At 71.3% G+C, this 12,874-nt stretch carries 12 protein-coding genes; 11 read left to right on the top strand and 1 reads right to left on the bottom strand.

What is annotated here, in order from left to right; all coding sequences use genetic code 11:
• Positions 1-75: 75 nt before the first annotated feature.
• The 11 genes from ACFVRO_RS02395 to ACFVRO_RS02345 all read left to right on the top strand — a co-directional run bounded on the left by ACFVRO_RS02395 (position 76) and on the right by ACFVRO_RS02345 (position 11,750).
• Positions 76-297, top strand: coding sequence for a hypothetical protein (locus ACFVRO_RS02395; RefSeq protein ID WP_386948833.1), 222 nt, complete (start codon positions 76-78; stop codon positions 295-297).
• A 56-nt stretch (positions 298-353) separates the two neighbouring features.
• Positions 354-3,221: an AAA family ATPase gene (locus ACFVRO_RS02390; protein WP_386948832.1), complete on the top strand. Its 2,868-nt coding sequence runs from the start codon at positions 354-356 to the stop codon at positions 3,219-3,221.
• A 111-nt stretch (positions 3,222-3,332) separates the two neighbouring features.
• Positions 3,333-4,607 (top strand): right-handed parallel beta-helix repeat-containing protein, encoded by a 1,275-nt coding sequence (locus ACFVRO_RS02385; protein ID WP_386948829.1) that lies wholly within the window; start codon positions 3,333-3,335, stop codon positions 4,605-4,607.
• Positions 4,604-5,260 carry a hypothetical protein gene (locus ACFVRO_RS02380; protein WP_386948826.1) on the top strand — a complete coding sequence of 219 codons (657 nt, stop codon included), beginning with the start codon at positions 4,604-4,606 and terminating at the stop codon, positions 5,258-5,260. The genes ACFVRO_RS02385 and ACFVRO_RS02380 overlap by 4 nt, the downstream gene beginning before the upstream one ends.
• Positions 5,253-6,329 (top strand): Dyp-type peroxidase, encoded by a 1,077-nt coding sequence (locus ACFVRO_RS02375; protein WP_386948823.1) that lies wholly within the window; start codon positions 5,253-5,255, stop codon positions 6,327-6,329. The genes ACFVRO_RS02380 and ACFVRO_RS02375 overlap by 8 nt, the downstream gene beginning before the upstream one ends.
• A gap of 108 nt (positions 6,330-6,437) precedes the next feature.
• Complete coding sequence (locus tag ACFVRO_RS02370; RefSeq protein ID WP_017831237.1) at positions 6,438-6,641, top strand: cold-shock protein; 204 nt, start codon at positions 6,438-6,440, stop codon at positions 6,639-6,641.
• A gap of 167 nt (positions 6,642-6,808) precedes the next feature.
• Positions 6,809-7,852, top strand: coding sequence for an iron-siderophore ABC transporter substrate-binding protein (locus tag ACFVRO_RS02365; protein WP_386948820.1), 1,044 nt, complete (start codon positions 6,809-6,811; stop codon positions 7,850-7,852).
• A 32-nt stretch (positions 7,853-7,884) separates the two neighbouring features.
• A complete protein-coding gene (locus tag ACFVRO_RS02360; RefSeq protein ID WP_386948818.1) occupies positions 7,885-8,940 on the top strand; it encodes a FecCD family ABC transporter permease in 1,056 nt (351 codons plus the stop codon).
• Complete coding sequence (locus ACFVRO_RS02355) at positions 8,937-9,998, top strand: FecCD family ABC transporter permease (protein WP_386948815.1); 1,062 nt, start codon at positions 8,937-8,939, stop codon at positions 9,996-9,998. Before ACFVRO_RS02360 ends, ACFVRO_RS02355 begins: the two co-directional genes overlap by 4 nt.
• Positions 9,995-10,795, top strand: coding sequence for an ABC transporter ATP-binding protein (locus ACFVRO_RS02350; protein ID WP_105673168.1), 801 nt, complete (start codon positions 9,995-9,997; stop codon positions 10,793-10,795). Before ACFVRO_RS02355 ends, ACFVRO_RS02350 begins: the two co-directional genes overlap by 4 nt.
• Positions 10,785-11,750, top strand: a complete 966-nt coding sequence (locus tag ACFVRO_RS02345; RefSeq protein WP_386948812.1) for a siderophore-interacting protein — start codon at positions 10,785-10,787, stop codon at positions 11,748-11,750. The genes ACFVRO_RS02350 and ACFVRO_RS02345 overlap by 11 nt, the downstream gene beginning before the upstream one ends.
• A gap of 188 nt (positions 11,751-11,938) precedes the next feature.
• Here ACFVRO_RS02345 and ACFVRO_RS02340 read toward each other — a convergent pair whose 3' ends face one another.
• Complete coding sequence (locus ACFVRO_RS02340) at positions 11,939-12,781, bottom strand: alpha/beta fold hydrolase (RefSeq protein ID WP_223587271.1); 843 nt, start codon at positions 12,779-12,781, stop codon at positions 11,939-11,941.
• Positions 12,782-12,874: the final 93 nt, after the last annotated feature.

Below are 12,874 nucleotides of genomic sequence, written 5' to 3'. Positions count from 1 at the left end.
GATAGGGAAGGTGCCCGATGCCGGGGTCCCGCCTCAGAGCGGAGTGTAGGCATACACCCACAGAGGAGAACCCCCATGTACGAGCACCCGTACCTCAGCCAGCAGATCTCCCGGTTCGAGCAGGAGCAGATGGAGCGCTCCGCCGAGCGCGCGCGGTTCATCGCCGAGCACGCCGATCAGATCGTCGCCCGCCCGCAGGGCGTGATCCGTCGGATGCTGGGTCGCCTCGCCGCCGGCTCGCGCACACGCTCGCAGAGCCCGTCGCCGGCGACCTGCGAGCCGGTCGCCGCACGGTGACGATCGTTCTGCCGACAGCAGTCCCGGATGTCGGACGGGAGTGGCACGATGAGTCCATGCCCCCTCTCGCTCCGAGCGCTCCGATGGTCGGCCGCGACGCCGACCTCGCGCACGTGCGCCTGCTCTTCGAGCGCGCGAGCGGCGGGGTGCCGACCGCCCTCCTCGTCGAGGGCGAGGCGGGCATCGGCAAGTCCCGGCTGCTGCGCGAGTTCGCCGACGAGATCGAGAACCGGGCCGACATCCACGTCGGCTGGTGCCTCGATCTCGGCGCCGCGCGCTCGCCGTACGGTCCGCTCACCGGCATCCTGCGCTCGATCGTGCAGACGGTCGGCGTCGAGCGGGTGCGCGAGGTCGTCGGGGCCGGCGCCGACGCGCTGGGCATGCTTCTGCCCGAGCTCGCCTCCACGTCCGACGACAGGGCGAGCACGAGCCCCGAGCGGCTGCGCGACGCGATCGCGAGCCTCATCGAGTGCGCGTCCGAACGCGCTCCGCAGGTTCTCGTCGTCGAAGACCTGCACTGGGCCGATGAATCCACCCTCGCGATCCTCTCCTTCCTGCTGCGCGCCCTCGGGCGGGGGCGCATCCTCCTTCTGCTGACCTGCCGCTCCGACGACGTGCGCCGCGGCGACGCGGTGAGCCGCTTCATCGGCGAGGCCACCAGGGCGCGCCTCCTCGAGCGCGTCTCCCTGGAGCGCCTCGACATCGACGCCGTGCGGGAGATCGCCGAGCAGATCACCGGCCATGCCCTGAGCGCGCTGGCTCTCGACCGCATCCAGGAGCGGGCCGAGGGGGTGCCGTTCTTCGTGGAGGAGATCGCCGGATGCTCGAAGGGTCCTCTCCCCGACGGGCTGCGCGATCTGCTGCTCGCGAGGTTCGACCGCCTCTCCGACGACGCCCGCCGCGTGGTCCAGGTGGCGTCCGGCGCCGAGCGTCCGCTGTCCCATCCGCTGCTGGTCGAGCTCGCGACCGTGCCCGACGACCGGCTCGACGAGGCCGTGCGGGAGGCGACGCGCAGCGGCATCCTCGTGGTCGCGGACGACGACTACCGCTTCCGTCACGCGCTGCTGCGAGAGGCCGTGCACGACGACCTCCTCCCCGGTGAGCGCGCGCGGCTGCATCGGGCGTACGCCGAGACGCTGGAGGCGCAGTGCGACGGCAGTGACAGCGCCGATGCCGCGGCTCTCGCGTATCACTGGCAGCTCGCGCAAGACGATCGAAGGGCGCTGATCGCCGCCGTCGACGCCATGCGCCATGCGAAGGCCCGGTTCGCCTTCGCCAGTGCGGCGCGGTTCGGCGAGCTGGCGCTCGGCCTGTGGGCGCAGGTTCCGGATGCCGCGGAGGCCGCGCACATCGAACGGCTCGACCTGCTGCTGGTGCTGGGGTCGATCCTGCGCAACGCCGGAGACGGCGAACGCGCGCTCGCCGTCGTGAACGTGGCTCTCGGCGAGCTCAATCCGGCCGCCGTCGATCCTCGTCTGCACGCGCGGCTGCTGCGCGACAAGGCGTACTACACGATGAACCTCGGGCGGCCAGGCGCGATCGCCCTGCTGCACGAATCCCTGTCGGTGCTCGACGGGAGGGTCGACGACGACCGTCTGCGCGCGACGATCCTCAACAACCTCGCGAGCAGGTACATGATCGCCGGCGACCTCGACCGCGGGTACGCGCTCGGCGTCGAGGCCGGGGAGTTCGCGGCCCGCGCGGGGTCCGATGACGAGGCCTCGATCGCCGCGAACGTGCGCGCGGCCTCCTCGGCCCACGGCGGAGACCTCGACGTCGGCGCCCGCGAGTACGAGCTCGCCCGCACCCTCGCCACGGGCTCGACGGCCGAGCTGCGCTACCGCGTGAACTACTCCGATCTGCTGACGCTGCTCGGCCGGTACCGTGAGGCCGTCGCGCTCGCGGAAGAGGGGCTGGCGCGGTCGCGCACCTTCGGCGTCGAGCGCACCTCCGGCTCGGTGATGACGCAGAACATGGCCGTGCCGTTGCTCGAGCTCGGCGAGATCGAGCGCGTGGAGGAGATGCTCCGCCGCGAGCTCTCGCAGAACACGCTGCGGGTGTTCCGCATGTACACCACGATGACGCGCGTGCGGGTGCTGTCGTGGCGCGGGCGGCACGAGGAGGCTGCCGAGCTGCTGAACGAGTCGCTGTCCGCGTTCCAGGAGACGGGCACCGTCGAGCGGCAGATCTGGTACGACATCACCGTCATGACGGTCGCGGTCGCCGAGAGCAGGGGCGATCTCCCCGGCGCGCTCGATGCGATCCTCGCGATGCTCCGCGACGACGGCCCCGTGCTGCTGCACCAGCGGCGTCTCATGCTGCAGTCGGGGTGGATCATCGCCGAGCTGCGGGCCCAGGGCGTCGACGTGAGGGCCGCCGTCGCCGCTGTGCGCGCGGCCTGGGATGCGCAGGGCGAGCAGCTCAGGGGCGACTCCTGGTCGGCCCTCCTCGACGCGCTGCTCGCGCCGAGCACGTCCGGTCTCCGCGCGGCGATCGCACTCGCCGACGGCGACGACGTGCCGGTCGTGTTCCGCGCGGTCGCCCGACTCGCGCTCGCGCGCCTGCTCGTCTCCGCGGGCGACCGCGTCGAGGCCGCCTCCCTTCTGGGCAGGGCGGCCGAGATCGCCGAGGAGCTCGGTCACGTGCAGCTGCAGTCCTCCGTCGCGGCCTTCGCGGCGGCCGCGGGGCTCGGATCGAGTGCGGCGTCGGATGCCGATGCGCTGACCGCGCGAGAGCACCAGGTGCTCGACCTGATCGCCGAGGGGCTCAGCAACAGGCAGATCGGCGAGCGGCTCTTCATCAGCGTCAAGACGGTGAGCGTGCACGTGTCGGCGGTGCTGCGCAAGCTCGGCGTGAGCACGCGCACGGAGGCCGCCGTGGTGGCTCAGCGCTCACTCGCCGCGGGCGATCTCGTCAACCGCTGACGTCGGGCCGGCGCGAGTTCTCGATCGACGTCCAGGGCCTGTGACCCCTTTCGGGGGTCATAGGGTCGGGTGTCGCCCGAGGCGTCGCGTCCTCGCCGGTAGCGTGCTCACGTGAAGAGAGTCGCCCCCGTCCTGGTGGCAGTGCTCCTGGCTGCGGCATCCCTCGTCGGCTGCGCGGCCGGAGCGTCCCCCGATCCCCAGGAGAAGAAGGACGTCGTGCGCGTCCCGCAGGACGCGTCGCTGACGGATGCCGGCGCGCTCGTCGCCGACGGCGGCATCATCCTGATCGCCCCCGGCACCTACACCGAGAGCCTGGACGTGCGCGGCGACGACGTGACCGTGCGGGGTGAGGACCGCAATGCGGTGATCCTCGACGGCGAGCTCACCCGCAGCAACGGCGTCGTCGGCACGGGGGAGCGGATCACGGTCGAGAACCTCACCGTCCGCAACTTCCTGCAGAACGGCGTTCTCATCACGGGTGTCACCGACGAGAACGGCGCGGGCATCGCGCGGGGCCCCGACGGCTACCTCCCCGATCAGAGCCCGCCGCCGGTGCCCGGCTATCTGGTGCAGCGGGTCACGGCGAACAACAACGGCCTGTACGGCATCTACGCCTTCAACCGCACCGACGGGGTGATCCGCGACAACCTCGCCAGCGGCGGCTCGGACTCGGGCATCTACGTGGGCCAGTGCGAGCAGTGCGCGGCGCTCGTGCAGGACAACGTCATCACGATGAACGCCGCGGGTCTCGAGCTCGCCAACGCGTCGGGCGTCGTCATCACCGGCAACAGGATCGTGCGCAACCGCATCGGCATCAGCGTGCTCAGCAACTACCTCGAGGCGCACGGGCCGACCGCGGGCGTGCAGATCGTCGGCAACGTGATCGCCGACAACAACGAGGCGCAGACGCCGGAGCAGGCGGGCGGCGCGTTCGGCGTCGGCGTCGGACTCGGCGGGACGGTGGATGCCGTCGTCACGGCGAACCTCATCACGGGGCACAGCGCGGCCGGGGTGTGGGTGACGTCGTCGGAGGACTTCGCCCCCACCGGCACCTCTCTCGCGGGTGACGTGTTCGCGGGGAACGCTCTCGACGTCGCCTTCGCGCCGAACGGGCGGGCCGCGGGCTCGGACAACTGCTTCACCCTGGACGCCTCCGCGACGACCGTTCCCGCGGGGCTGAGCGGATGCGCGACGGCTCCGGGCTCGTTCACGCAGGCGCCGGGGCCGGCGGGCATCATGTTCTCGAAGGTCGCCCTGCAGCCCCAGCGCCCCGGACTCGACGACGTCGACGACACGCCCCGCACGCTGCCGCGCACGGTCGAGATGCCCGATCTCACCGCCGTGTCCGTGCCGTCGGCCGATCTTCTGGCGGAGCCGGGGTCATGAGGCGGATGCTCGCCGCCGTGGCGGCCGTCGCGGCGTCCGTGCTGCTCCTGACCGGGTGCCAGGCCGGGTTGTCCGACGAGGGCGAGCCGCTGACGGTCGCGCAGTCGGAGATGCTCGCGCAGACGCGGTTCCAGGTCGCCAGCCGGGGAGATGTCGTGCTGCACATCAGCATGCTTGCGGATGACGACGTGGATCACCGCGAGTACGAGGTCACCCTCGATCCGGTGGACCACGTCGCGTGGGGTGCCATGCTCCGCGGGCCCTCGTCGCTGGCCGTGGAGGAGACCGTGGCGTTCTCGCCCACGGCGTTCCTGCGGCAGGTCGACGGACAGTGGCAGACCGAGGCCGTCCTCGACCCCGCGCTGTCGGTGGTCTTCGCGCTCGCCGCGGACCGGCCCGAGAACGCGCAGCTGCTGCGGCAGTCCGATGCGCGTCACCTCGGCGAGGTCGACGTGGACGGCGAGCAGCAGCAGGTGTTCCGGCTGCCGAGCGTCGACGGCGGGGGCGACGCGGTGACGAGGCTCTGGCTCGACGGCGACGGACGGCTGCGCCGGATGGATGCCGGAGACGACGAGCGCCTCGTGATCCTCCTCACCGACGACGTGCCGCTTCCGCGACCGGCCGGGCTGGAGCTCGGGGACGCGGATGGCTGACGAGCGAACGGGGCCCACCCGCCGTGGGTTCTTCGTCGGGGCCGCCGTCGCCGCAGGGACCGCGGTCGCCGCGGGCGCGACCGGTTGGCTGCTGCGCGGGGTCGACGGAGACGCATCGACCGCGGAGGGAGCCCCGACGGCATCCGCATCTCCGTCGCCGCACGCCGACCGGCGCCCGGGCATCACCTTCCCCGACGTGCCGCAGCGGCACCTCGCGCTGCGCGTCCTCGCGCTCGACGGGGTGGATCCGGCCGCTCTCCCCGCGCTGGTCGCCGCCGCGTCGCGCGTCGAGTCCCCGCCGGATGCCGGCGAGGTGACGGTGACCGTGGGCTACGCCCCGGCGCACGCGCTCACGCTGTGGCCGGAGCGCGCCGCCGCGGCATCCGAGCTCCCCGTGTTCGCGCACGACGATCCCGCCATCGTGACGGGAGGAGACCTCGCGGTGCAGGTGTGCGCCGAGACGGCATCCGGAGCGCGGGATGCCGCGGACGCGGTGGTCGCGGCTCTCGGCGCGAGGATCGTGTGGCAGCAGGCGGGCTACCGCGACGCCCCCACCCCGCACGGCACGGCGCGGACCTCGACCGGCTTCATCGACGGGATCGTCAACCCGCGCACCGCAGAGCTGCGCGAGGCCGGGGTCTGGACGGATGCCGCCCACCACGACACGCACCTGGTGGTCCGCCGCATGCTCATCTCGGCATCGTTCACCGCGCAGTCCGTGGCTGCGCAGGAGCAGGCCGTCGGGCGCTCGCGCGACACCGGCGCCCCGCTGTCGGGCGGAGGCCCCGACGACGAGGTCGACCTGTTCGCGAAGACCGCGGACGGGAGGCTGCTCACCCCGGCGGCGAGCCACGCCCGCCGCGCCCACCCGTCGCACATCGGACGCCCGTTGATGCTGCGCCGCAGCTACAGCTTCGACCCGCCGAGCGGGGCGGGTCTGGTGTTCATCGCCTTCCTGTCCGACCCGCAGACCTTCGTGATGACGCAGCGCCGGATGGACGAGATGGACGACCTGATGGCGGCCACGACCACGGACGCCTCGGGCTGCTTCTTCGTCCCGGGGGAATGAACGAGCAGACTGTCAGCCGGGCGTGGTACGGTGACGGAGCGCGCGCGGTGGATGTTCCGCCGCGGCGCAGACTGCGAAAGCGGTCATTTCAACAGAAAGTAGAAACACATGGCCACTGGCACTGTGAAATGGTTCAACGCGGAGAAGGGCTTCGGCTTCATCGCTCCTGATGACGGCTCGGACGACCTCTTCGCCCACTACTCGGCTATCGCCGGCTCCGGTTTCAAGGAGCTCCGCGAGAACCAGAAGGTCGAATTCGACGCTGAGCGTGGCCCCAAGGGCATGCAGGCGGCGAACATCCGCGCTCTCTGAGCGCGCGCTGACTTCCTGAACCGGCCGGACCCTCACGGGTCCGGCCGGTTTCTGCGTTACGGGGAAGTTAGGGTGACCTAAACGTTTGTGTTAGGTTAGGCCAGGCTTACCAAAGCCTCCGGCGCGAACAGCGCCACGCCCCCTCACCCGAACCGAAGGGAACGCCTGTGCGCACCTCCCGTCTCCTCGCCCTCGGCGCAGCCGCCGCGCTCGCCCTGAGCCTCACCGCCTGCGCGGGGTCCTCCTCTTCCGGAGGCGCGCCCACGTCTTCCGCCGACTCCTCGGGGGTCGTCGCCGACGGCACGTTCCCCGTGACCATCGCCCACGCCTACGGCGAGACCACGATCGAGAAGCAGCCCGAGCGGGTCGCCACGGTCGCCTGGTCCAACCAGGAGGTCCCGCTCGCCCTCGGCATCGTGCCCGTCGGCATGGCCAAGGTGACCTGGGGCGACGATGACGGCGACGGCGTGCTGCCCTGGGTCGAGGACAAGCTCGACGAGCTCGGCGCCGACACCCCCGTGCTGTTCGACGAGACCGACGGCATCGACTACGAGGCCGTCGCCGACACCAAGCCCGACGTGATCCTCGCCGCCTACTCCGGTCTGACGCAGGAGCAGTACGACACGCTCTCCAAGATCGCGCCCGTCGTCGCCTACCCTGACGTCGCGTGGGGCACCTCGATCGACGACATGATCCGTCTGGACGCGAAGGCCATCGGCCTCTCCACGTCGGGCGAGAAGCTGATCGGCGATCTGAAGGCCGAGGCGGATGCCGCGCTCGAGGCGCACAGCGTGCTCAAGGACAAGAAGCTGCTGTTCTCCTACATCGACGCGTCCGACCTCAGCCAGATCGGCTTCTACAACGCCATCGACACGCGCCCCGGCTACCTGCACGACAACCTCGGACTGCCGTACCCCTCGATCGTCGAGGAGAGCGCCGACAGCACCGAGTTCTACCAGACGGTGAGCTCGGAGGAGGCGGAGAAGTTCCAGGACGTCGACGTCTTCGTCGTCTACGGCGACGAGTCGATCATCCCCGTGCTCCAGGCCGACCCGCTGCTGTCGAAGATCCCCGCCATCGCCGAGGGGCGCATCGCCGTGCTCGGCGACGCGACGCCGCTCGCGGCATCCGCCAACCCGTCGCCGCTGTCGATCCCGTGGGGCCTCGACGACTACCTCGCCGTGCTGGCGAAGCCGCTCGCCGCGAGCTGACATCGGGTCCGCGCCAGCGGAACGACCTCATCGTGAGCTCCACCATCACCACCGCGACCAGCGGGAGACCGGGCGCCGCAGACCTGCGGCGCCCGGTCGTGGTGCGCACCGCCTGGCTCCTCGCCGGCGTCGCACTCATCGTCGTGCTCGGCATCCTCTCCGTGTCCTTCGGGGTGCGCGAGGTCAGCCTGTCCGACATCCTCGCCGCCCTCTCCGGGCACGATGAGACGATCTCGCAGGCCGCCATCGTCAAGCGCGTCCCGCGCACCGTGCTGGCGATCCTCGTCGGCGCCGCCCTCGCTCTCTCGGGCGCCGCGATGCAGGCCGTGACCCGCAACCCGGTCGCCGACCCCGGCATCCTCGGCGTCACCAACGGCGCCGCTCTCGCGGTGGTCGTGGGCCTCGCGTTCTTCGGTCTCACCGAACCGTACGGGCAGATGGCGCTCGCCATCGTCGGCGCGGCGGCGGCCGCCGCCTTCGTCTACACGGTCGGCTCCCTCGGGCGCGGCGGAGCGACGCCGCTCAAGCTCGCTCTCGCGGGCGCCGCCACCTCGGCGGCGTTCGCCTCGCTCATCAGCGCGATCATGCTGCCCCGCGTCGATCTGCTCCCGGCGTTCCAGTCCTGGCAGGTCGGCGGCGTCGGCGGCGCCGAATGGCCGCGCATCGCGATCACCGCGCCCGTGCTCGCGGCGGGCGCGCTGATCTGCATCGCCAGCGCGCGGGGCATGAACTCCCTCGCCCTCGGCGACGACATGGCCGCCGGTCTCGGCGAGCACGTGTTCCGCACGCGGCTCGTCTCGGCGCTCGGTGCGGTGATCCTCGCGGGCGCGGCGACGGCGATCGCGGGTCCGATCGGTTTCGTCGGCCTCATCGTGCCCCACGCCTGCCGGATGCTCATCGGCACCGACCACCGCTGGCTCCTGCCGTTCTCGGCTCTCACCGGCTCGGCGCTCCTGCTCGCGAGCGATGTCATCGGTCGCGTGATCGCCCCCTCGTCCGAGGAGATCCAGGTCGGCATCATCACCGCCGTCATCGGCGCCCCCTTCTTCATCTGGATCGTCCGCCGCCAGAAGGTGCGTGAACTGTGACCGCCACCGAGACCGCGGTGCTCGCCGCGAGCGACCGTGCCGCCGCCGTGATCGCGGGGCGCCGCTCCCGCCACCGCAGGCACGCGCGCACGACGATCGCGCTGGGCGTCCTGGTGTTCGCGCTGCTGGCCGTCGCGCTCATGGTGGGCAACACCTTCTACGGTCCGAGCGAGGTCGTGCGCGTCATCCTCGGGCAGACGGTCCCCGGCGCCTCCTTCACGGTCGGCGAGCTGCGGCTGCCGCGCTCGGTGCTCGCGGTGCTCGCCGGTTTCGCGTTCGGCATCGCCGGGGTCTGCTTCCAGACCCTTCTGCGCAACCCGCTCGCCTCCCCCGACATCATCGGCATCGCCGACGGTGCGGGAGCCGCTGCGGTCATCGGCATCGTGGTGCTCTCGCTGAGCGGGCCGGCGGTCTCGCTCCTCGCGCTCGGCGGGGCGCTGCTCACCGCCGGGGCGATCTACCTGCTGTCGATCAAGGGCGGCTTCGCGGGCACCCGGCTGATCCTCATCGGGATCGGCGTCGCGGCCATGCTGCAGAGCGTGATCTCGTATCTGCTGTCGCGGGCGGCGCAGTGGGACATCCAGACGGCGATGCAGTGGCTCACGGGCAGCCTGAACAACGCCTCCTGGGAGCGCGTCATCCCTCTCGCGATCGCCTCCGCGGTGATCCTGCCGCTCATGCTCCTGCAGGGCAGGGCCATGGGCGCGATGCAGCTGGGCGACGACTCGGCCGCGGGGCTCGGCGTGCGCGTGACCCCCACCCGTCTGCTGTTCATCCTCGGCGCGGTCGCGCTGCTCGCCTTCGCCACCGCGGCCACCGGGCCGATCGCCTTCGTGGCGTTCATGGCGGGTCCCATCGCCGCCCGCCTCACCGGGCCCGGCGCGAACCTGCTCCTGCCGAGCGCGTTCGTCGGCGCCGTGCTGGTGCTCGGCGGCGACCTGATCGGCCAGTTCGCCTTCGGGGAGCGCTACCCGGTCGGCGTCATCACCGGCGTGCTCGGCGCTCCGTACCTGATCTACCTGCTCATCCGCACCAACCGCTCGGGAGGCTCCCTGTGACCGAGGCGCACACCCTGTCGGCCGAGGCCGTGACCCTCGCCTACGGAGACCGCACCATCATCGACGGGCTCGATCTGCAGATCGCCCCCGGCAGGATCACCACGATCGTCGGGGCGAACGGATGCGGCAAGTCGACGCTGCTGCGCGCGCTGGCGCGCCTGCTCTCGCCGACGTCTGGGCAGATCGTGCTCGACGGCACGTCCCTGCACGCGCGGCCGACCAAGGAGGTCGCGCGGGTCCTCGGGCTGCTGCCGCAGTCGCCCGTCGCTCCGGAGGGGATCGCCGTGGCCGACCTCGTCGGACGCGGCCGGCATCCGCACCAGAGGATGCTGTCGCGCTGGACCGCGCACGACTACGAGGTGGTGGCCGACGCGCTCGCCGCGACCGGAACGACCGAGCTCGCCGACCGCAGCGTCGACGAGCTCTCCGGCGGGCAGCGCCAGCGCGTGTGGATCGCGATGGCGCTCGCGCAGGAGACCGACATCCTGCTGCTCGACGAGCCGACCACCTTCCTCGACGTCGCCCATCAGGTCGAGGTGCTCGATCTGCTCACCGACCTCAGCGTCTCGCGCGGCACCACGATCGTGATGGTGCTGCATGACCTCAACCTCGCCGCCCGCTACGCCGACGAGCTCGTCGCCATGAAGGATGGCCGGGTGCACGCCGTCGGCACCCCGCACGAGGTCGTCACCGCCGAGCTGGTCCGCGAGGTCTTCGGGCTCGCCAATCACGTCACCATCGACCCGGTGTCGGGGACACCGCTCGTCACACCCATCGGGAGGCATCATGTCCGCTGAGACCACCACCGCTGCAGAGACCAAGGCCCGTCCGACCTACGCGCTCGCCCTGACCGAGGTGCGCGCGGTCGACCGGGTGTCGCCGAACTTCGTGCGGATCACCTTCGGCGGCGAGGATCTCGACGAGTTCGGCACGCCCGGCGACGTCTTCGACGCGCGGATCAAGATCATCTTCCCGCCCGCGCCGCATGCGATCCCGGCGATCGACCGCGACTCCGACGACTGGTGGGGCTCCTACCTCGCCGTGCCGGAGGAGGAGCGCGGATCGATGCGCACCTACTCCGTGCGCGAGCTGAGGGTGACGGATGCCGGCACCGAGGTGGTCGTCGACTTCGTGCTGCATCTCGAACCCGGCCTCACCGGCCCCGCGTCGACGTGGGCGAGCTCCGCCGAGGTCGGCCAGCCGGTGTTCATCGTCGGGCCGCGTCGCGGCATCCCCGCGAGCGTGCACGGCGGCGCGGAGTTCGCGCCGGGCACCGCGAGGTCGGTGCTGCTGGCCGGAGACGAGACCGCGGCGCCGGCGATCGCCCGCATCCTGGAGGACGCCCCGCGCGAGCTCCGCGGCACCGCGTTCATCGAGGTGCCGACGGCATCCGACATCCTCTCGATCGATGCGCCCTCGGGCGTCGAGGTCACCTGGCTGCCCCGGGCCGAGGGCGAGCTGCACGGATCGGCGCTCATGCCCGCGGTGCTCGCCCATCTGGGTGACGCCCCGTCGGCCCTCGAGGTGCAGGACATCGACGGCGAGGACCTCCTGTGGGAGACCCCCGACTACTCCGGCCTCGGCGAGGAGATCGCCGCGGCGGATGCTCCGGCCGACCGCTACTTCTGGATCGCGGGCGAGAGCGGCGTCGTCACCACGCTGCGCCGACACCTCGTGAAGGACCTCGGCGTCGACCGCGGGCAGGTGGCCTTCATGGGCTACTGGCGCCGCGGCGTCGCGATGCGCGGCTGAGCATTCCGGGGCTCCGTCGTCCTCCGCCGTTCTTTCGGCTCCGGTCGTTCTTTCGGCTCCGGTCGTTCTTTCCGCTCCGGTCGTTCTTTCGGCTCCGGTCGCGAACCTGGTCGTCATTCTGCGCAGAATGGGACCAGGTTCGCGACCGGAGCGGAAGGATGCCGCGACTGAGCCGCCGCGGCATCCGATCACTTCGCGAGGAAGTCCTTCAGGGCGGCGTTGACCTCGTCGGCGTGGGTCCAGAGCAGCCCGTGCGGGGCGCCCTCGACCTCGACGTAGTCGGCCGCGGGCACGGCCTCGTGGAAGCGACGGGCGGTCGCGTCGATGGGGAGGATATTGTCCTTCGTGCCGTGCAGGATCAGCGTGGGCTTCCCGGCCGCGCGCACGGCGTCGACATCTCCGCGGAAGTCCTCGATCCACGCCGGGACCACGGCGTAGGCGGCGACAGGGGCGCTGCCGACGGCGACGTTCCAGCTGCCGGTGACGGCCTGCTCGCTGATGCGCGACCCGAGGTTCTCGTCGAGGTTGTAGAAGTTCTTGTAGAAGTCGGTGAACCACGCGAAGCGGTCGCCCTTGGCGGCGGCTTCGATGCCGTCGAAGACCTCCTGCGGGACGCCCTCGGGGTTGTCGTCGCGCTGCACAAGGAAGGGCTCGAGCGAGGCGAGGAAGGCGAGCTTCGCGACGCGGTCGTGGCCGTAGCGCGCCACGTAGCGGGCGAGTTCTCCGGTGCCCATCGAGAAGCCGACGAGCACGACGTCGCGCAGGTCGAGGGTCTCGAGGACCGTGTTGAGGTCGGCGGCGAAGGTGTCGTAGTCGTAGCCGGAGTTCACCTTCGAGGACTGGCCGAAGCCGCGGCGGTCGTAGGTGATCACCCGGTAGCCCTGGGCGAGGAGCTCGCGGGTCTGGCGCTCCCAGCTGTGGCCGTCGAGCGGGTAGCCGTGGATCAGCACGACCGGCTGGCCTGCTCCCTGGTCTTCGTAGTACAGCTCGATCGGGGTGCTGTTCTCTTGTCCGACGGTGATGTAGCCCATGATCGTGTCCTTTCGATTCGGTGAGAACGATCGTTCTCGTTCGATGTGCTCCAATCTAGAGAACGATCGTTCTCATGTCAAGTACACTGGTGG

Origin of the sequence: Microbacterium sp. NPDC057944 (assembly GCF_042887445.1) — a bacterium.
GTDB classification, from domain to species: domain Bacteria; phylum Actinomycetota; class Actinomycetes; order Actinomycetales; family Microbacteriaceae; genus Microbacterium; species Microbacterium natoriense.
Note: the sequence above shows the minus strand (reverse complement) of the source record. Positions and strands in the feature narration are given on the sequence as shown.